Annotated in this window: 15 protein-coding genes; 7 read left to right on the top strand and 8 right to left on the bottom strand. The window is 55.3% G+C overall.

The annotated features are described in order from the left end of the window. Nucleotides 1–63 precede the first annotated feature (63 nt). Together sodA and CKQ53_RS05645 are read left to right on the top strand one after the other, a co-directional pair. Entirely contained in the window at nucleotides 64–690 is a 627-nt protein-coding gene (gene sodA, locus CKQ53_RS05650; protein ID WP_085650707.1) for a superoxide dismutase [Mn], read from the top strand. A gap of 280 nt (nucleotides 691–970) precedes the next feature. Then, nucleotides 971–2863 carry a methyl-accepting chemotaxis protein gene (locus CKQ53_RS05645; protein WP_085650706.1) on the top strand — a complete coding sequence of 631 codons (1893 nt, stop codon included), beginning with the start codon at nucleotides 971–973 and terminating at the stop codon, nucleotides 2861–2863. A gap of 78 nt (nucleotides 2864–2941) precedes the next feature. On the opposite strand, the gene CKQ53_RS05640 is transcribed toward CKQ53_RS05645, so the two are convergent. The 4 genes from CKQ53_RS05640 to CKQ53_RS05625 all read right to left on the bottom strand — a co-directional run bounded on the left by CKQ53_RS05640 (nucleotide 2942) and on the right by CKQ53_RS05625 (nucleotide 7944). Beyond that, entirely contained in the window at nucleotides 2942–3652 is a 711-nt protein-coding gene (locus tag CKQ53_RS05640; protein WP_094117906.1) for a DUF3053 domain-containing protein, read from the bottom strand. Between the two features lie 229 nt (nucleotides 3653–3881). After that, a complete protein-coding gene (glyS, locus tag CKQ53_RS05635; protein WP_094117907.1) occupies nucleotides 3882–5951 on the bottom strand; it encodes a glycine--tRNA ligase subunit beta in 2070 nt (689 codons plus the stop codon). 6 nt (nucleotides 5952–5957) lie between these two features. Further along, nucleotides 5958–6872: a glycine--tRNA ligase subunit alpha gene (gene glyQ, locus CKQ53_RS05630; protein WP_094117908.1), complete on the bottom strand. Its 915-nt coding sequence runs from the start codon at nucleotides 6870–6872 to the stop codon at nucleotides 5958–5960. A 265-nt stretch (nucleotides 6873–7137) separates the two neighbouring features. Then, nucleotides 7138–7944, bottom strand: coding sequence for a sulfite exporter TauE/SafE family protein (locus tag CKQ53_RS05625; protein WP_085650702.1), 807 nt, complete (start codon nucleotides 7942–7944; stop codon nucleotides 7138–7140). Nucleotides 7945–8444: 500 nt separating this feature from the next. On the opposite strand from CKQ53_RS05625, the gene CKQ53_RS05620 reads away from it, so the two are divergent. From CKQ53_RS05620 to CKQ53_RS05610, 3 genes are all read left to right on the top strand, one after another. After that, on the top strand, nucleotides 8445–9005 hold the full coding sequence (locus tag CKQ53_RS05620) for a DNA-3-methyladenine glycosylase I (protein WP_118894759.1): 561 nt from the start codon (nucleotides 8445–8447) through the stop codon (nucleotides 9003–9005). Nucleotides 9006–9348: 343 nt separating this feature from the next. Then, a complete protein-coding gene (locus tag CKQ53_RS05615; protein WP_094117909.1) occupies nucleotides 9349–10626 on the top strand; it encodes a nucleoside permease in 1278 nt (425 codons plus the stop codon). Between the two features lie 114 nt (nucleotides 10627–10740). Continuing rightward, entirely contained in the window at nucleotides 10741–11754 is a 1014-nt protein-coding gene (locus CKQ53_RS05610) for an ADP-ribosylglycohydrolase family protein (protein WP_118895289.1), read from the top strand. A gap of 82 nt (nucleotides 11755–11836) precedes the next feature. On the opposite strand, the gene CKQ53_RS05605 is transcribed toward CKQ53_RS05610, so the two are convergent. Then, entirely contained in the window at nucleotides 11837–12580 is a 744-nt protein-coding gene (locus CKQ53_RS05605) for a GntR family transcriptional regulator (RefSeq protein ID WP_094117910.1), read from the bottom strand. A 317-nt stretch (nucleotides 12581–12897) separates the two neighbouring features. On the opposite strand from CKQ53_RS05605, the gene ghrB reads away from it, so the two are divergent. Further along, nucleotides 12898–13863: a glyoxylate/hydroxypyruvate reductase GhrB gene (ghrB, locus tag CKQ53_RS05600; RefSeq protein WP_085650698.1), complete on the top strand. Its 966-nt coding sequence runs from the start codon at nucleotides 12898–12900 to the stop codon at nucleotides 13861–13863. Nucleotides 13864–13933: 70 nt separating this feature from the next. Here ghrB and CKQ53_RS05595 read toward each other — a convergent pair whose 3' ends face one another. Further along, nucleotides 13934–15142 carry an aldose 1-epimerase family protein gene (locus tag CKQ53_RS05595; RefSeq protein ID WP_085650697.1) on the bottom strand — a complete coding sequence of 403 codons (1209 nt, stop codon included), beginning with the start codon at nucleotides 15140–15142 and terminating at the stop codon, nucleotides 13934–13936. 391 nt (nucleotides 15143–15533) lie between these two features. Here CKQ53_RS05595 and CKQ53_RS05590 point away from each other — a divergent pair, with 391 nt between their 5' ends. Beyond that, a complete protein-coding gene (locus CKQ53_RS05590) occupies nucleotides 15534–16790 on the top strand; it encodes a valine--pyruvate transaminase (RefSeq protein WP_085650696.1) in 1257 nt (418 codons plus the stop codon). Between the two features lie 140 nt (nucleotides 16791–16930). On the opposite strand, the gene CKQ53_RS05585 is transcribed toward CKQ53_RS05590, so the two are convergent. Next, on the bottom strand, nucleotides 16931–18214 hold the full coding sequence (locus CKQ53_RS05585; protein WP_085650695.1) for a Zn-dependent hydrolase: 1284 nt from the start codon (nucleotides 18212–18214) through the stop codon (nucleotides 16931–16933). A 44-nt stretch (nucleotides 18215–18258) separates the two neighbouring features. Beyond that, on the bottom strand, nucleotides 18259–19710 hold the full coding sequence (gene hydA, locus CKQ53_RS05580) for a dihydropyrimidinase (protein WP_118894757.1): 1452 nt from the start codon (nucleotides 19708–19710) through the stop codon (nucleotides 18259–18261). Nucleotides 19711–19713: the final 3 nt, after the last annotated feature.

Here is a 19713-nt window from a genome sequence, read left to right as displayed (position 1 = left end):
GGACTAACAAACCAAGTGCCGCGACATCTATACCAATGCACGCCAACTATGGAGATGCAAAATATGAGTTACACACTGCCATCCCTGCCCTATGCCTATGACGCACTGGAACCGCATTTCGACAAGCAAACGATGGAAATCCATCACAGCAAACATCACCAGACTTACGTCAACAACAGCAACGCTGCATTAGAGTCTCTGCCTGAATTCGCGAAGCTTTCTCCGGAAGAGCTGATCACCAAACTGGATCAGGTGCCAGCTGATAAGAAAACCGCGCTGCGCAACAACGTGGGCGGCCACGCCAACCACAGCCTGTTCTGGAAAGGTCTGAAGCTGGACACAACGCTGACTGGCGATCTGAAAGCCGCCATCGAACGCGATTTCGGCAGCGTTGACGCCTTCAAAGAAACGTTTGAGAAAGCAGCGGCAACCCGTTTCGGTTCCGGCTGGGCTTGGCTGGTGCTGAAAGACGATGGCAAACTGGCGGTCGTTTCTACGGCTAACCAGGATAGCCCGCTGATGGGCGAAGCGATCTCCGGCGCATCCGGCTACCCGATCGTCGCTCTGGACGTGTGGGAACATGCCTACTACTTGAAATTCCAGAACCGTCGCCCGGACTACATCAAAGCGTTCTGGAGTGTCGTCAACTGGGACGAAGCCGCAAAACGCTTCGCCGAAGCCAAAAAATAAGCTGTAAGATCTTGAATCTGCGCCACTAAACGCAGGCTCATCCCCAACCCGGAATAACCTTAAATATTCCGGGTTTTTATTTCCGCATTTCATCTCATAATACCGAAGTAAATAGTAAAGCTTTTCTTTACCATGCCGATAATTTTCTTGAGCCCTCTTTGATTATTTTCCGCCATCCTGCACAGGTCGGGGGAGATATTCTTCTGGCTAAAACAAATAGCAAATCAACACATTAGGGATCTCCCTTAATGACAGAGTTCATTAATAATGGAAGAGTAAAATGGCGATTAAATTTGAAAATATCAAGGTAGGTAGGAAGTTAGGATTAGGCTTCTCTCTGATTTTAGCGCTGACCCTGCTTATAGCGGCTGTGGGAATGATGTACATCGGAACGCTGAAAGATCGCTTCGATAAAGCGACTTTTAGCGCCCAAATCAATGATGAAGTCAACCAAGCCCGCTATTATCGTGTTCTGTACAGCGCGGGGTACAACCCCGATGCCATTAAAAACAATAGCAAACATATTAACAATATTGTCAATTTAGTCAGCGAAGCAAAAAATAAGTCCTGGTATTTAGATTACGAAGACCGTCTGGAAAAAATATCTGAGGCCATCGTTGAATATCAGAAAAAACAAAAAGATTATGTTGATGCTGTAAATAAAAAGGACCAGGTAAGACAAAGCTGGAATATTTCTGACACGCAAACCGCATTAAATGCATTTGAGCAACAGACTAGAAGTGAAGGTAATTTTCCGCTACAACTTCAATTAGCCAATCTCGATCTAAAACTCACCAATATTCGCTACCAAGCTCGCGGCCTGCTGCTAGCCCTGAATCAGGAAGCAGAAAAACCCCTCATCGCCGCAGTGGAAGACACCGAACAAACGCTAAACCAGCTGCTCAAGTCGCTGCCCGCGGAACGTCAATCACAGCTCACGCCAATCGTCACATCGCTGTCGAGCTATAAAGCTCAGGTCCTGGCCTACCTTCCGGCTTATCAGGAAGAGCTGAAACAGGTCGATTTGCTCGGCGTACAGGCCAATAACCTGATTTCACAGGTTACCGGCATGGTCGAAAACGAGACTCACGCGACCCAGAAAGATATCAACGAAGCCACGCTGTGGCTGTCTCTGACGGCGCTGGTCACATTGCTGCTCGGCATCGGCATCGCCCTGTATATCTCTCGTCAAATCACTCAGCCTCTGAACCAGACTGTCGATATCGCGGAAAACATCGCGGCCGGCGACCTGACCATGCCGATTGTTACTACCCGACGCGACGAGCTGGGGATGCTGTTGAACTCCATGGCGAAAATGAAAGCCAATCTGCACAACATCATTGACGATATCCGTTTGGGCGTCAGCCAGATCAACACCGCCGCCCGCGAAATCGTGGCAGGCAATGACGATCTGTCTTCCCGCACAGAGTCTCAAGCCGCCGCTGTGGAAGAAACCGCCGCCAGCATGGAACAGCTGACTTCGACCGTGAAACAGAACGCCAGCAACGCCCATCACGCCAATAAACTGGTGCTGGATGCCACCCAGACCGCACAGTCTGGCGGAAAACTGGTGGAAGAGGTGGTCAAAACCATGTCTGAAATCGAAGGCAGCTCAAAACGCATTGCGGAAATCACCTCCGTCATCAACGGCATTGCTTTCCAGACCAACATTCTGGCGCTCAACGCCGCGGTCGAAGCCGCTCGCGCCGGTGAACAGGGTCGAGGATTCGCCGTGGTGGCGGGTGAAGTTCGTAATTTGGCGCAGCGCAGCTCTCAGGCGGCGAAAGAGATTGAAGGGCTGATCTCCACCTCCGTGAATCAGGTCGGCCACGGGGCGAGACTGGTGAACGATGCAGGGACAACGATGCACGATATCGTGACATCGGTAACGCACGTCCATGACATCATGGGAGAAATCACAGTGGCTTCGGATGAGCAAAGCCGTGGGATTGCACAGGTTAATGAAGCCATCGTGGACATGGACAGCACCACGCAACAGAACGCCGCGTTAGTCCAGGAGTCCACCGCCGCCGCCAGCTCGCTGGAAGAACAGGCCATTGTGCTGTCCAACGCGATTGCCGTCTTCCGCCTGTCCAGTTCACCGGAGCGGGAGAACAACGGGCAGCAGGCGCTTACCGGCGCTCACGCACAACAGCTGACTTACAACCCGTAACATCACGCTCTCCGGCTACGCCGGAAGCGCATGTCTCTTTGACGGGCTGAGAGACGCCTCTCAGCCCGTCATTCCCCTTTAACGCACGGCAATCAGCGGCTGCGCCTTCAGGATCGTCGCCAGATTCTGCTGCTGCGAAGAAAGCTGCGTCATCATACCGTTGTACTGATCGACCTGCGCCTGCGTCTGGAACTGCACGCCATTGCCGTTGAACGTCACCTGAGCGCCTTGCGTCTGCAGATAGTCACCGACTTGCACCAGCGTCTGCGCAAAGGAGAGACTGACCGGCACCACCGCCGCGACGGCCGTCGCGGGTTTCGTCACCACTCGCTCATAGACCCGGTTATAAACCGCCTGAACATCTTCCGGCTGTTTCAGCGCGTGTCGGGCGTTGTCCGCCTGCACTTTCGCAGTTTGAGTCTGCTGACTAAGTAAATTCAGAGCGCCGGTGCTTTGACGCAGATTTTCCCGCTCGGTCAGATAATCCTGCGGTACGCGAATACGCGCGACCTGCTCCAGCATCGGCGTCAAACTGCCCGCCAGCGCCTGATCCAGCTGCTGACTAAAGCCCGTCAGAATCGCGTAATCCTGCGCATAACGACCGAAACTCTGCTTTTGCTGATCCGTCAAACCCGGTAGCTGACGCCCCGGCTCCTGTTCCACTCCCTGCAAAAATGCGTTAAACGCCTGGCGCTGCTCTTTGTCTTTATCACCACAGGCCGCCAGTTGCAGCGTCATCAAAACCATAATCACCGGCATCAGCCAGCGCGAACGGATATCCGCCAACATGTCTACTACTCCTGTTTTTTGTTTCGCCGTCGTGCGTATAGAAGGTTACCCCGATAAGCATAGCCGAACGGCTTTCCCGCAAGATGAAAAACAGCGCGCATAATCTCGCTGTTCTCCCCGTAGAGGCTGCGGTGAGAAACCGCAACGCAGCCATGTCACCACCCACACAGCACCCACCTAAAAAAACAGGGCCGTTAAGGCCCTGTCGTAATTCAGCGAGCGTGAATCTTTACTGCAACACCGAAATATCAGCCACTTTCAGGAACAGATTACGCAGTTCATTGAGCAGCGTCAGACGGTTGATCCGCACTTCCTGCTCTTCCGCGTTCACCATCACTTTGTCGAAGAAGTTATCCACCGGCTCACGCAGCTGCGCCAGCTCAACCAGCGCTTCCTGATAACGCCCTTCGGCGAACCACGGGTCCAGCTTGCTGTTCAACGCGGTGACATAAGTCGCCAGCTGAATTTCTTCTTTCTCCTTCAGCAGCGAGGCCTGCACGCTGCCGTTCAGACTTTCGGTCGACTTCGCCAGAATGTTGGATACGCGTTTGTTGGCAGCCGCCAACGCAACCGCCTGTTCCAGCGTACGGAAGTGACTGACGGCCTTCACGCGGGCATCAAAGTCGGCCGGACGGGTCGGACGACGCGCCAGCACCGCTTGAATGGTATCCACGGTATGGCCTTCTTCCTGATACCAGGCGCGGAAGCGGCCCAACATGAATTCGATCACATCGTCGACCACATTGGCGTTCGTCAGCTTGTCGCCATACAGACGTACGGCTTCTTCCGTCAGCGTTTGCAGATCCAACGGCAGCTGTTTTTCCACGATGATGCGCAGAGCACCCAGCGCGGCGCGGCGCAGCGCAAAGGGGTCTTTATCGCCCTTGGGATGTTGGCCGATACCGAAAATCCCGGCCAGCGTATCCATTTTGTCGGCGATGGCCAGCGCACAGGCGACCGGCGATGAAGGCAGATCGTCGCCCGCAAAACGTGGCTGATACTGTTCGTTCAACGCGACCGCGACATCTTCATCTTCACCGTCATGACGCGCATAGTGCATACCCATGACGCCCTGCGTATCGGTGAATTCGAATACCATGTTGGTCATCAGGTCGCATTTGGACAGCAGGCCCGCACGCGTAGCATGATTGACGTCTGCGCCAATCTGCGCGGCAACCCAACCGGCCAGTGCCTGAATGCGGTCGGTTTTATCGCGCAGAGAACCCAGCTGCTGCTGGAACAAAACGGTTTCCAGACGCGGCAGATGATCTTCAAGACGTTTTTTACGGTCGGTATTGAAGAAGAATTCGGCATCCGCCAGACGCGGACGCACCACTTTTTCGTTACCCGCAATAATCTGCTGCGGATCTTTCGATTCGATATTGGCGACGAAAATAAAGTGCGGCAACAGCTTGCCTACGTCGTCGTAAACCGGGAAATATTTCTGATCGCCCTTCATGGTATACACCAGCGCTTCCGCAGGCACGGCCAGGAATTTTTCTTCAAACGTCGCAGTCAGCACCACCGGCCATTCAACTAGGGACGCCACTTCTTCCAGCAGGCTTTCGCTCAGGTCGGCTTTTCCGCCAATCTTCTGCGCAGCCTGTTCAGCATCGCGTTTGATCATCGCTTTACGCGCTTCGTAGTCTGCGACCACTTTGCCGCGTTCGAGCAGAATTTCAGGATATTGATCGGCATTGTCGATGGTGAATTCGGCTTCGCCCATGAAGCGATGGCCGCGCAGCGTGCGAGCGGAGTCGATGCCCAGCACCGTGCCTGGGATCAACGTGTCGCCCAGCAGCATGGTCACCGTGTGAACCGGGCGAACGAACTGCACATCTGAGTCGCCCCAACGCATCAGCTTCGGGATCGGCAGTTTGCTGAGTGCTACGCTCACCATGCCCGGCAGCAGCGTTTGCGCCGACTGGCCTTTGACCTGCGCACGGAACAGCAACCATTCGCCCTTGTCGGTGGTCAGACGCTCAGCCTGATCGACGGTAATACCGCAACCGCGCGCCCAACCCTGAGCCGCCTTGGTCGGCTGACCGCTGGCGTCAAACGCCTGAGAAATGGCCGGGCCCCGTTTTTCTACTTCACGATCCGGCTGAGACGCGCTCAGCGCCGTCACTTTGAGCGCCAGACGACGCGGCGCCGCGAACCAGTTCACGGCCTGATAGGTCAGGCCTGCCGCATCCAGTTCAGCGCTGAAATTGGCGGCAAAAGATTGCGCTAGCTGACGGAGAGCCTTCGGCGGCAGCTCTTCCGTGCCGATTTCCACCAAAAAAGTTTTATCAGTCATGGCCTGTTAGCTCTCTTTTCTATTACACATCGGGAAGCCCAGCGCCTCGCGGGAGGCGTAGTAGGCTTCGGCTACCGCTTTGGTCAGCGTGCGAATGCGCAGGATGTAACGCTGACGCTCGGTAACGGAAATCGCCTTGCGCGCGTCCAACAGGTTGAAGCTGTGGGCGGCTTTCAGAATACGTTCGTAGGCAGGCAACGGCAGCGGGTTTTCCAGCGCCAGCAGTTCCTGAGCCTCTTTTTCATACTGCGCGAAGCAGGTAAAGAGGAAGTCGACGTCGGCGTGTTCGAAGTTGTAAGTTGATTGCTCCACTTCATTCTGATGGAACACGTCGCCGTAGGTCGTTTTGCCTAGCTGCCCGTCGCTCCATACCAGATCGTAGACGCTGTCCACGCCCTGGATATACATCGCCAGACGCTCCAGACCGTAGGTAATCTCACCCGTGACCGGTTTGCATTCCATACCGCCCACCTGCTGGAAGTAAGTGAACTGCGTCACTTCCATGCCGTTCAGCCACACTTCCCAGCCCAGACCCCAGGCGCCCAGCGTCGGGTTTTCCCAGTTATCTTCGACAAAGCGAATGTCGTGGATCGTCGGATCCAGACCCAGCGCCTTGAGCGAGCCGAGATACAGCTCCTGAATGTTTTCCGGCGAAGGTTTGATGATCACCTGGAACTGATAATAGTGCTGGAGACGGTTGGGGTTTTCGCCGTAGCGCCCATCGGTAGGACGACGTGACGGCTGGACATAGGCGGCAGCGATCGGCTCTGGGCCAAGCGCCCGCAGGCAGGTCATGGGGTGAGAGGTTCCCGCGCCAACTTCCATGTCCAACGGTTGAACAATGGTACAGCCTTGGCGCGCCCAATAATCCTGTAACGTCAGGATGAGGCCCTGGAAGGTCTTGGTATCAAACTTTTGCATTTGGATTCGCACGCGATACAAGTGGATTTACAATGAATGCGCCAGTATACCCTCTGAGTGCAAGATATACAGCCGGAATGCGGCAACAAGTTCGTATCCGGACGAATTTACCACGCTGTGCGGGACGCGGTTTCCCAGCCCGAATGCGACAGCTATCCGGGCTGAAACCCATGACATTCGATCGCGGCTGCGGGAAGGACTTACGGCATCCGCCGCCGTCCTTTGCCCTCATCAATCAGAGCGAAATGGGCTGGGAAACGGAGGGTTAACCCCAAAACACCGTTTGCAGCATTTTCAGGCTCAGCAGCAGCAGCAGCGCTGCGAAGATCTTCCTTAGCGTGGAGACGGGCAGACGATGCGCCAATCGCGCGCCGACCGGCGCGGTGAAAAAACTCACCAGCGAAATCAGCAGCACTGCGGGCAGCGACACATAGCCCAGGCTGTACTGCGGCAATCCGGGGACGCCCCAACCATTGACCATATAACCCAACGCTCCCGCCAACGCGATCGGCAATCCGACCGCCGCCGACGTGCCAATCGCCTGCTGAATACGCACGTTGCACCAGGTCAGAAACGGCACCGTCAGCGAACCGCCGCCAATCGCCACCAACGCTGAAATACCGCCAATGCCGAGTCCGGCCAGCGAAGTTCCTGCCGTCCCCGGCAGTTGACGATTGGGTTTCGGCTTGATGCTCATCACCATCTGAAACGCAATATAAGCCATAAAGCACGCGAAGAAGATCGCCAGCGCCTGAGTCGGCAACAACGCGGCCAGCCAGGTGGCACAGAATGTTCCAACCAGAATCCCCGGCGTGATACGCCAAACGACCGGCCACAACACCGCCTGATGCTGATGATGCGTACGCAGACTGGAAACCGCAGTAATCACGATGGATGCCATCGACGTCCCCAACGCCATATGGACCAGATGCTCAGTTTGAACACCTTGAGCGGCAAATATGGCGGTCAGTATCGGCACCATAATGCCGCCGCCGCCAATACCTAATAGCCCTGCCATAAACCCAACAACGGCACCAAGCGCAAGATAAGCAATAACCCACTCTACCCCCATCCCCTACCCCTGATATGTAATGTTTTCCAATTAATAACTCTAGTTTTTCAATGATATGCGGTAGCCCTGGACGGATTGCCGTTCTAATAAAGGACCTCTTGCTACCGCTGGCTACGCCGCCGCTTTCGAACGGCGAACGGAGGCGTTCACGATTACGTTTTAACCTGACGTAAACAGCCGCCAAAGCCCACAGAGGCCTTTAACACAATCAGCCTGCCCTGTCGGCATACCTTGCATGCGCATTATTCATTTACGCTTAAATATCAAATTCCGCCATCAAAAATTCGTTCAGATGTCCGTCGTGGATAAACTTTAACGCGGTTTCTCTGTACATTTTGCGATCTAACCCCACAAAAGCATGGTTGCCCATCCAGTATTTAGCGTGTGATGATACGGCAGTTCACTACGCACACCGCGCAATACGCCAGAAGTCCATCATGAGAGTCAGGGGTAAATGAACTTGTGGCGAAAATGAGCGGAAATTAACAGAGGAGCTTTCCATGAATCGTTGCGGTTGGGTGACGGCAGATCCAATATATTTGGCCTATCACGATGACGAATGGGGTAACCCCTGCACTGACAGCGACAAGCTATTTGAGATGCTCTGTCTGGAAGGCCAACAGGCTGGTCTATCCTGGATCACCGTGTTGAAGAAGCGCGAACACTATCGGCACTGTTTTCACCAGTTCGACCCAATCAAGATTTCGGTCATGACCGAAGACGATATTGCCCAACTGATGCAAGATCGCGGCATTATTCGCAACCGTCTCAAAATCGAGGCGATCATCGCCAATGCCCGGGCGCGTTTAAATATGGAAGCCCAGGGCGAAAATTTTTCTGACTTCATCTGGTCATTTGTCGACCACCGCCCCGTCACGCACGCCTATGTAACGCTGGCCGAGGTGCCGGCTCAGACGGCCACTTCGGAAAGCCTGTCGAAAGCGCTGAAAAAGCGCGGTTTTAAATTCATCGGCCCAACGATTTGTTACGCCTTCATGCAGGCGGTCGGGCTGGTCAACGACCACACGACTGACTGTATTTGCCACCCGAACAAGCGTTAATACCTACAGCGCAGGCAACGTTCAAGGCAGCCGCGGTAACACCCGACACGATGGGAGAGCCTGTCCAGCAACAGCGAAATCGCTCTCTTTTGCTGTCATACTGTCGTGATAATGTAGAGAGTAAGAGCGTAGGAAAGGATTGCCTCGCATTCTACCGATTTGTTTATCGCGCTGGCCGCGGCATGTTATCCGCTGTCCGTCACGATGCGTGATATTGCTCATTTCCTGCGGCGATATCACCGTCATCGATGAGCGCGACAACGGAAAGATACACAGACTAGGACTGCGATAGTGCTAGCTTGTGTTTGGTTTTTTTACGTTAACGACAATAAAGGAATATTGTATGAATAAAACCATGGCTAAACTGGCCTTCATGATGATGATGGAATGGTTCATCTGGGGAGCTTGGTTCGTCACGCTCTGGCCTTTTCTCAATCATAACGGATTTACTCCCACGCAAATTGCCTGGTGCTACTCCTGCACCGCCATTGCAGCCATCATTTCGCCTATCGTGGTGGGATCGCTGACCGACCGTTTTTTCCCGGCGCAAAAGGTGTTGGCGCTGCTGATGCTGGTCGGGGCGGCCCTCATGTTTTTCACCGCGCAACAAACCCATTTCAACAGCTTCTTCCCGCTGCTGCTGGCCTACTGCCTGACCTATATGCCGACCATCGCATTAACCAACAGCATCGCGTTTTCCAACGTTGCAGATGTCGAGCGTGACTATCCGAAGATCCGCGTAATGGGAACCTTGGGGTGGATTGCCGCGGGCATCGCCTGCGGATTTATCCCTTCGCTGCTGGGCTACGGTAATATCACCGCAACCCAAACACCGCTGCTGATTGCCGCCGCCAGCTCCGCCCTCCTCGGGGTGTTCGCCCTATGCCTGCCGCATACCCCGCCGAAAGGACACGGTAAACTCAGCCTTTCCGTGATGTTAGGCTTGGATGCGCGCGTATTGCTCAAAGATCGCAGTTTTCTGGTCTTCTTCATCTGCTCATTCTTGTTCAGTATGCCGCTATCGTTTTATTACATCTTCGCTAACGGCTATCTCACTGAAATCGGTATGTCGAACGCCACTGGCTGGATGACGCTGGGACAGTTTTCAGAGATCTTTTTCATGCTGGCGCTGCCTTTCTTCATTAAGCGTTTCGGCATCAAATACGTGTTGATTCTTGGTCTGTCGACCGCGTTACTTCGCTACCTGCTTTTTATTTTCGGCGGCACCGAACAGCTGTTCACCTACGCCCTGCTGTTTATCGGCATCCTGCTTCACGGCGTCAGCTATGACTTTTACTTTGTCACCGCCTATATCTATGTCGATAAAAAGTCCCCGGTCTACATGCGCACGGCGGCGCAAGGCCTGATTACATTGGGATGTCAGGGAATCGGCAGTCTCCTCGGCTACCGACTTGGGGGACAGCTGATGGAAAAATGGTTTTCTTACCCCGAACCGGTTCAGGGCCTGACGTTCCACTGGGCTGGAATCTGGGGATTCGGAAGCGTCATGATTGCCGTCATTTTCATCGCCTTTCTCATCCTGTTCAGAGAGCCGGCGCAAGGCGTTAAACCGATAGAGATCAAACAAAGTAAAAATGGATGTGGTAATACCATGACATAACCTTGCCATACGCTAACATCGAGAGAATTCACAGAAGATAGCGTCTTTTCGCATTGCGAAAGGGCGCTATCCTGTTTTGATCAGGGAGAAGCAAAAGGAATGATCATGTCGCAAATAAAAGAGAATCGCATTGCAGGGGCGCTCTACGGCCAGATGCTGGGCGATGCTATGGGTATGCCTGCCGAACTTTGGCCCCGTACGCGCGTAAAGGCGCACTTTGGCTGGATAGATCGTTTTTTGGACGGCCCGCAGGACAATATCGTCGCGCGCTACTTTAAAGCCGGTGAATACACCGACGACACCGCCATGGCACTGGCGTTAGCGGATGCGTTGATTGAATGTCAGGGCGACGTGGTGCCCGATACCATCGCCGCTCACATTCTGGCCTGGGCTGACCGGGTAGATGCCTATGGCAAAGTCATGCTTGGCCCCAGTTCCAAAATCGCATTGGCGGCGCTGAAAAACGGGACCGCTATCCGCGATCTGGAAAACAACGGCGTCACCAATGGCTCAGCCATGCGAATCTCCCCGTTAGGATGCATGGTGCCAGTACACACGCTCGATCGCTTCATTACCGACGTCGAACTCGCGTCCAGCCCAACGCATAAATCCGATGTCGCTATCGCGGGTGCCACCGTCATTGGCTGGGCGGTCTCTCAGGCCGTGGATGGCGTCAGTTGGGAAAGGCTGCGCGACCAGCTCCCGGCCGTCGCCAGAGCGGCCCAGGAACGGCAAGTGACGACCTATCACGCGTCCATGTCAGCACGTATTGAACTGGCGCTGGATATCGCCAGCCACTCCGGCGGTACGGAAAGTACAATGGATCGCATTTACCAGCTGTTGGGAACGACCAGCGATATTCTGGACTCCGTCCCATCGGCCATCGCCATGGTGGAACTGGCGGGAACGCAGCCCAATCGCTGTGCCGTGCTATGTGCCAATCTGGGAGGCGATACCGATACGATAGGAGCAATGGCGACCGCGATTTGCGGAGCGCTGCATGGGGTGGAGGCGATTGATCCTCTATGGCGTCAGCAGCTTGATGACGTCAATCGCTGCGATATTGGCCACTACGCTCGCCAATTACTGGCGCTGCGACTGCAGCGGGAAAAGAGAAAGGACGTTTAACGCTCATTCGATAGCGGGACGGCATCTCACCGATCCCGCTATCGACGCTTAGAGACGATAACTCAGATCGTCAGGTTCGTACTTACCGTTCCGACACGAAGACGTATCGGTCGGCGCGACAGTGGTTGATACTAAACTCGATAGGAACCCCCTCCTCATCACATACCTGCTGTTTGAGCACCAGCATCGGCACCGATGCCTTGATATTCATCACAGACATGAAGTGTTCATCAGAGGCTTTGGCCGTCACCCAGTTACGTGTATGTTGCGGCGAAATATTCTGAGCTTTGAAATAGGCATAGAGTGACACCCCAATCTCGTCCGGATCGCCTATCAGCGTGGCAGGGACATAGGATGTCACGATTGAAACGGGTTCATCTTCGATAAAACGATGGCGAAGCAAGCAATAAACCGACGTATCCGGCGGTAGCGCCAGCTGTTCGGCCACCTCTTCGCGACACGGCACCACCTTCTTCTCCAGCCACATCGTGCCGGGATTTTTGCCTTTTCCCGTCACTTGACAGCTAAAGCTGGCGGCACTGCCGATTTGATATTCCATCTGGAAGTTGATGTAGGTACCGTATCCTCGCGTACGCACAACCACATTACGGGATTCCAATAATTTTAATGCGTTGCGTACGGTGATGCGGGAAATACCCAGCAGACGGCAAAACTCTCGTTCGCTGGGTAGAAAGTCTCCCTCGCGGAGATCGCCATTTTGTACAGCCTGTTGCAACGCATCGCTGAATTTGACGTAGAGGGGCGTATGGTCCCTCTGCTGTAAACGGTGCTGCAACCGCTCTACCAGGGCTGAATATGTGTCCATTTCTTCCTCCTGTATCCATGGTGGCTAAAGCGTCATCGACGCTTTCCTTGTTAAATAGTCCCTTGTAACTCAAAAGCATGGCTATCCAGCCAGCTGTATATTCCTTACTTCTCTCCCACCTCCTAACAAACGTAACGTCCAAAAAACGGGCAAAAGGTCAATCTATTGTAAAACCATGACTCGCGCAGTATTGATGATATGACACTATTTCTTTTAATTTGATTCACTAATTTGCAGTATTCTTTAGACTCAGTCACCCTTCTGCGGGTTATTTCTCCAATCTTATCGACGATCCCCCGTCATAGCGGAGCTTACTCATGAAACCTGAAATTATTTTGTACGGTCGTATCCCCGAAGACTTACGCGCTCGTCTGTCATCTCACTTCACCGTCAACGAATTTCAAGGCCTCCCACCGGTCGACGATCCTGCGCTGGCAAAAGCTGAAGGGCTGATCGGGGCCGGCGGTCAAATCGATCAGGCGTTTCTTTCCCACCTGCCGCGCCTGCGCGCAGTCTCGACCGTTTCTGTCGGGTACGACAATATCGACGTCGCCGCGTTAAATCAAAAAAATGCGCTGCTGATGCACACGCCTACCGTATTGACCGATACCGTGGCGGATACGGTGATAACGCTAATGCTGATGACAGCCCGCCGCGCGCTCGAATCCGCAGAACGCGTCAAAGCCGGAGAGTGGCAGCGCAGTATCGGCCGCGACTGGTACGGCGTTGATGTTCATCACAAAACGATCGGCATACTCGGCATGGGCCGCATCGGTATGGCGGTCGCGCAACGTGCCCACTTCGGTTTCAACATGCCTGTCCGCTATCACGCCCGCCACCGTCATCCTGAAGCCGAACAGCGCTTCAACGCCCACTACGACGAGTTAGACACTCTGTTGGCCGAATCGGATTTCCTCTGCATCACGCTGCCGCTGACCCCACAAACGCGTCATCTGCTCAATCGCGAAAGATTGGCGAAAATGAAGCCCGGCGCCATTTTGATCAACATCGGTCGCGGTCCCGTCATCGATGAAGCCGCACTGATTGATGCGCTACGTAATGGTCCACTGCTGGGCGCGGGCCTGGACGTCTTCGAAACCGAACCGCTGCCCGCGGACTCACCGCTGTTGACGCTGCCCAACGTGGTGGCGCTGCCGCACATCGGATCCGCCACCCACGAAACCCGTTATGCCATGGCCGCCTGTGCGGTGGATAACTTGATCGCCGCACTCACCGGCGACGTGAAAGAAAATTGCGTCAACCCGCCCCCGTCACGATCATGATCTGAACGTCAACATCCCCGGCCGCTTTCGCTGACCGGGGATGTCAGAGAAAATCATGACCGCAGAAAAACTATTCCACTGCCATCGGCGTCTCCGTTACCGTCGTCGACTGGCTCCCCTGAATCTCTTTCACCCGCTGTTCTGTCTTCTGCACCGCATCCGCGTTGCTCAACAGACTATAAGTCAGTTCGAACGTCGTACTTTGCCCAGGTTGCAACTGTTTCACACGCCCCATCTTGCGTTCGACGGTGACCGGATAGGCATAACTGGTGCCGGGTTCGATCCCCGTCACATAACCTTGCTTTTCGGTATCCGTATTTTTCCATAGGGACAATACCGGCAGCTGGCGGGTATCAAACGCAATCGAAACGCCTTTATCGCCCGCTTTGTTCACCAATGCCGCCAGCGTCTTGCCGTCTTTATCGGCATAAGGCGCAACGTTAAATACCATCTCATCGAAGTCTTTGGTCGGTCCCTGATAGGTCTCCCAGTCTTTCAGACCCGGTTTCGCATAGTCGTTAAAAGGTGAGATCTCTTTGACTGGAGCGACGAAACGCGCGCCCTGTTCCAGAATCGGCTTCCCAAAGTTGCTGTGATAGATGATTTGGTAATCGCGCGGGTAATCCGCCTTGTTGGTCAGCACATCGTGAATCGTGAACGACTCGCTGCCCGGAACGTAGCGCAGTTCGGTCCACGTCTCCAGATTGGATTTTTTGAAGCTGTTTTCTTTCAGCAGGCCGCGCACCACGATCGTATGCGGCGCTTGGTCGTCAATATCCACCACCACTTTAGAGGCGGGGGTATTACCAGCGCGGCCGTGCAGGGTATAAAGCATGCCGTCGCTGGTGACCGGGTGGCCGGTCCATTCATAGCCGCAGCGCACCATCATTTCGTTGAAGCCTTCGAGCCACCCCAACCCGTTGCGACTTTCCAGCGTGATGGTATTCGGGTTGACCACCTCATCCACCGGAGAGTCCCACCCAAGGCGGATATTTTTACCGGTCACATGCAGCAAATCCATGCCACGCGTGGGGCTCAGCGTAATCTGCAATCCATCAGGGCTGGTGATGGTAATAATCTTACTGCCTTCCTGACGCCCGCCGTGCAGCACTTTCTGCTCGATGCTGAATGCCGGAGCTTTCGCCTTCAACGAGTCGCTACCGACCTTCCAGTTGCCCTTTTCCACGTTAGTTTCAGCATCGGTCAGCACAAACGTTTGGGCTGAAATCTGCCAGGAAACCAACGCCAGGGAAACGCCCAGAGCCAATAACTTTTTCATGCTATGTATCCTCAGTGGCTGAATTGATTTAGCTATTACCATTGAAGACTACAAATCCCGAACCGGCCAAAATGTGATTGCCATCACTGCCTGTATTTATGCTGTTTTTTTGACGTGTATTTGCCGATGAAGTCACAAAATTGTTAAGTGTTTTTGAATTTTTTGCACTGAAAGTGGGAGGTAAAGCAGGTCGTAGCTGACACGATTTCAGCTCCCGCAGGCGCGTTTAGGAACGACCACAAAGCGAAACTAATCACGACGATATTTTATGCCGAAATAAACAATACCAGTAGCATAAATGAAGAAAGCGATATTCATCCCGCGTTGCACCGGGATAATACACGGGGTAAGGTGGCGGCCTCATTCGTGTTTCAGCATTTATTGACAAGCTATGAACTTTTCCGTCTTTGGCAACAAATTCACCCGCCGCTCCGGTATTACTCAACTGATGGACGACCTGAACAATGGGCTGCGCACGCCCGGCGCCATCATGCTTGGCGGTGGAAACCCCGCACATATTCCGGCCATGGATGACTACTTTAAATCCCTGTGCGGCGATCTGCTGGAGCAAGGCAAACTGACCGATGCGCTATGCAACTACGATGGGCCGCAGGGGAAAGATACGTTCCTGAATGCACTAGCTGATCTGCTGCGCGAGACGTTGGGCTGGGAGATAGGACCACAGAATATTGCTCTGACAAATGGCAGTCAGAGTGCATTTTTCCACTTATTTAATCTCTTCGGCGGACAAAAAAGCGACGGCAGCCGCAGCAAGGTGATGTTCCCACTGGCGCCGGAGTATATCGGCTATGCCGATTCCGGGCTGGACGAAGACATGTTTGTCTCCGTGCGTCCGCAGATAGAGCTGCTGCCGGAAGGGCAGTTCAAATACCACGTCGACTTCGAACAGCTGCACATTACCGATGATATCGGGGCGATCTGCGTATCACGCCCGACCAACCCGACAGGCAACGTGCTGACCGACGACGAGCTGCGTCAGCTGGATGCCATGGCGCGTCAGCATGAAATTCCGCTGATTATCGACAACGCCTACGGCGTCCCGTTCCCCGGCATCATCTTCAGCGACGCCACGCCGCTGTGGAACCAGAATATCATTCTGTGCATGAGCCTCTCCAAGCTGGGCCTGCCCGGCTCCCGCTGCGGTATTGTCATCGCGGCCGAAGAGGTGATTGAAGCGATGAGCAATATGAACGGCATCATTAACCTGGCGCCCGGCTCTATCGGTCCTGCTATCGCACACGAAATGATCCAGCGCGGCGACCTGCTGAGGCTGTCTAACGAGGTGGTGCGTCCGTTTTATCAGCAACGCGTTCAGCAGACGATCGAGACCATCCGTCGTTATCTGCCGGAGGAACGCTGCCTGATCCACAAACCGGAAGGCGCGATTTTCCTGTGGCTGTGGTTCAAGGATCTGCCCATTACCACCGAGTCGCTGTATCAGCGGTTGAAACAGCGCGGCGTGCTGATGGTTCCCGGCCATCACTTCTTCCCCGGACTGGCGCAGGAGTGGCCGCACGCCTACCAGTGCCTGCGCATGAACTATGTGCCGGAGCCGGAGAAGATTGAGCAGGGGATCGCCATTCTGGCGGAGGAAGTGGAACGCGCCATGCAGGAAACGGTGGTGTAAGCACGCTGCCGAGCGTTGTCCGCTCGGCGTTATAGCAGGCTTCACGACGAACGCCCCCTACCCGCCACTGAGCACGATTGGAGAGACTCATCCGCCCCCAGCGCTATGCCGTGGGCGGATGCTTTCTGCCACGCCGACGTTTAACCTCGCCCTGCGACACCCGCCGTTTCCAGCACCGCATGCAAGAGCACATTAGCCCCCGCCGTCACCTGTTCTGGCGACGAGTACTCGATTTCGTTGTGGCTGATGCCATCCTTGCACGGGATGAAAATCATCCCGGTCGGCGCCAGCATACTCATGTAAACCGCGTCGTGGCCCGCGCCGGAAACAATATCCATGTGCGAATACCCCAGCGCCTGCGCCGCTCTGCGCACCGCGTCTTTACACTCCGGATGGAACGGCGCCGCAGGATAATCCGAGACCTGCGCCAGCTGAATATCCAGACCGGTTTCCTGCGTCAGAGCCTCGATGTACTTTTTCAGCGTCTCATCCATCTGCGCGACCGAGGCATCGTCGATGTTGCGAAAATCGATGGAGAACTTCACGCTGCCCGGCACCACATTACGGCTGTTAGGATGCACCTGCACCATCCCAACCGTGCCGCGGCCGTGCGGCGAAAAGCGGTCGGCGATGTTGATCACTTCCTGCATGATGCGCGTGGAAACCTGCAACGCGTCTTTACGCATCGCCATCGGCGTCGGCCCGGCGTGTGACTCCATGCCGGTGACCACGCAGTCGTACCAGCGGATTCCCAGCACCGCCTGCACAACGCCAATCTCGATATCCTGGTCCTCCAGAATCGGCCCCTGCTCGATATGCGCTTCGAAGTAGGCGCCAATGGGATGATCGCCCGGCGTTTGCGGCCCGACATAACCAATATTCTCCAGCTCGTCTTTGACCGTTTTACCGTCCACGTCCGTCGCGGCGTAGGCATATTCCAGCGGAAAGACGCCGGCAAACACCCCGGATCCCATCATGACCGGTACGAAACGGGAACCCTCTTCGTTGGTCCAGGACACCACTTCGACCGGGGCCTCGGTTTCAATCTTCTGATCGTTCAACGTACGAATGACCTCCAACGCAGACAGCACGCCGAAGTTACCGTCGAACTTACCGCCGGTCGGCTGTGTATCGATATGGCTGCCCGCCACAATCGGCGGCAGCGCATTATTGCGGCCGGGCCGGCGCATAAAGACGTTGCCGATTTTATCCACTTCGACCGACAGGCCGGCGGCCTTGCCCCAGCTCACCAGCAGATCGCGACCTTGCCGGTCGAGATCGGTCAGCGTCAGTCGGCATACCCCGCCTTTTGGCGTTGCGCCGATCTTCGCCAGTTCCATCAATGATTCCCACAGACGTTCGCCGTTCACCCGCATGTCGGCCGTCGTCACGGTGTCCGCTACCGATAACATGTCATTACTCATCGTCGCTTCCTCACGGTCAATGCATCACTGTTTCTGTTCAGCGGTTAGCGCTGAACGCTGTGCGGCGCGCGGGCTTTTTCCCATGCGGCGGCCGCGCTGAAGTCCGGACCAAATGCCGGACGCTTGATATAACGACCCGCCCCTTCCTGCGCCCGGAGGTCGCCGTCGGCCCAGACCACAATGCCCTGGCTGATGGTATACACCGGTATTCCGGTGACCGTGCGACCTTCAAAGACGTTGAAATCGTTGCGGGAATGATGGGTTTTGGCAGAGAGTGTTTTGCTGCCGTTCGGATCCCACAGCACCAGATCCGCATCCGCGCCCGTCGTCACACAGCCTTTGCGCGGATAGAGGTTGAACAGCCGTGCGGTGTTGGCGGAGGTGACGGCCACGAACTCACTGGGCGTCAGACGCCCGGTGTTGACGCCGCCGTCCCACACCACCGCCATGCGCTCTTCCACGCCGCCACAGCCGTTGGGGATCTTGGTGAAATCGCCGCCGTTGGCGGCTTTCTGGCTGGCGCAGAACGTGCAGTGATCCGTCGCCGTCGTGTGCAACTGGCCGGACTGCAGCCCGCGCCACAGCGCCTCCTGATGCCCCTTGGGTCGGAATGGCGGGCTCATGACGTGCGCCGCCGCTTTGCGAATATCCGGATCGAGATAGACGCTGTCGTCGATCGTTAGGTGCCCGGCCAACACCTCGCCGTAGACCCGCTGGCCACGAGCACGGGCGCGGGCAATCACCTCGGCGGACTCCTGACAGGAGACGTGCACCACGTAAATCGGGACCCCCAACACATTGGCGATGGTGATAGCGCGATTGGCGGCTTCACCTTCGACCTCAGGCGGCCGCGACAACGGATGTCCTTCCGGTCCGACGATCCCTTGCGACAAGACCTGCTGTTGCAACAGGTGCACCATCTCGCCGTTTTCGGCATGCACCGTCGGCATGGCGCCCAGTTCCAGCGCGCGACGAAAACTGTTCATCAACGTTTCGTCGTCGCACATGATGGCGTTCTTGTAGGCCATAAAGTGCTTGAAGCTGTTCACCCCCTCTTCCCGCACCAGCGTCCCCATATCCCGGTGTACGCTTTCGTCCCACCAGGTGATGGCCACGTGAAAGCTGTAGTCGGCCGCCGACTTTTCCGCCCAGCCGCGCCAGAGCTGATACGCCTCCATCAGCGACTGTTGAGGGTTTGGGATCACAAAGTCGATGATGGTCGTCGTACCGCCCGCCAGCGCCGCCGCCGTGCCGCTGTAAAAATCGTCCACCGTGACGGTGCCCATAAACGGAAAATTCATGTGCGTATGGGGGTCGATGCCGCCCGGCATGACGTACAAACCGCCTGCGTCCACCACCTCCGTACCCGCCGGAACATCAAACGTGGCCGCATCGCCCACGGCCGCAATCACGCCGTCGACGCACAGCACGTCGGCGCGGAACTGGCGGTCGGCATTGACGACGGTGCCGCCTTTAATCAACAGAGTGTGACTCATCGT

Source organism: Lonsdalea britannica (assembly GCF_003515985.1).
Classification (GTDB): Bacteria; Pseudomonadota; Gammaproteobacteria; order Enterobacterales; family Enterobacteriaceae; genus Lonsdalea; species Lonsdalea britannica.
Note: the sequence above shows the minus strand (reverse complement) of the source record. Positions and strands in the feature narration are given on the sequence as shown.

What these genes read in the sequence shown, in the direction of transcription:
- sodA (WP_085650707.1), top strand. Translation starts at nt 64, where the DNA reads ATGAGTTACACACTGCCATCCCTGCCCTATGCCTATGACGCACTGGAA.
- CKQ53_RS05645 (WP_085650706.1), top strand. Translation starts at nt 971, where the DNA reads ATGGCGATTAAATTTGAAAATATCAAGGTAGGTAGGAAGTTAGGATTA.
- CKQ53_RS05640 (WP_094117906.1), bottom strand. Translation starts at nt 3,652, where the DNA reads ATGTTGGCGGATATCCGTTCGCGCTGGCTGATGCCGGTGATTATGGTT.
- glyS (WP_094117907.1), bottom strand. Translation starts at nt 5,951, where the DNA reads ATGACTGATAAAACTTTTTTGGTGGAAATCGGCACGGAAGAGCTGCCG.
- glyQ (WP_094117908.1), bottom strand. Translation starts at nt 6,872, where the DNA reads ATGCAAAAGTTTGATACCAAGACCTTCCAGGGCCTCATCCTGACGTTA.
- CKQ53_RS05625 (WP_085650702.1), bottom strand. Translation starts at nt 7,944, where the DNA reads ATGGGGGTAGAGTGGGTTATTGCTTATCTTGCGCTTGGTGCCGTTGTT.
- CKQ53_RS05620 (WP_118894759.1), top strand. Translation starts at nt 8,445, where the DNA reads ATGAATCGTTGCGGTTGGGTGACGGCAGATCCAATATATTTGGCCTAT.
- CKQ53_RS05615 (WP_094117909.1), top strand. Translation starts at nt 9,349, where the DNA reads ATGAATAAAACCATGGCTAAACTGGCCTTCATGATGATGATGGAATGG.
- CKQ53_RS05605 (WP_094117910.1), bottom strand. Translation starts at nt 12,580, where the DNA reads ATGGACACATATTCAGCCCTGGTAGAGCGGTTGCAGCACCGTTTACAG.
- ghrB (WP_085650698.1), top strand. Translation starts at nt 12,898, where the DNA reads ATGAAACCTGAAATTATTTTGTACGGTCGTATCCCCGAAGACTTACGC.
- CKQ53_RS05595 (WP_085650697.1), bottom strand. Translation starts at nt 15,142, where the DNA reads ATGAAAAAGTTATTGGCTCTGGGCGTTTCCCTGGCGTTGGTTTCCTGG.
- CKQ53_RS05590 (WP_085650696.1), top strand. Translation starts at nt 15,534, where the DNA reads ATGAACTTTTCCGTCTTTGGCAACAAATTCACCCGCCGCTCCGGTATT.
- CKQ53_RS05585 (WP_085650695.1), bottom strand. Translation starts at nt 18,214, where the DNA reads ATGAGTAATGACATGTTATCGGTAGCGGACACCGTGACGACGGCCGAC.
- hydA (WP_118894757.1), bottom strand. Translation starts at nt 19,710, where the DNA reads ATGAGTCACACTCTGTTGATTAAAGGCGGCACCGTCGTCAATGCCGAC.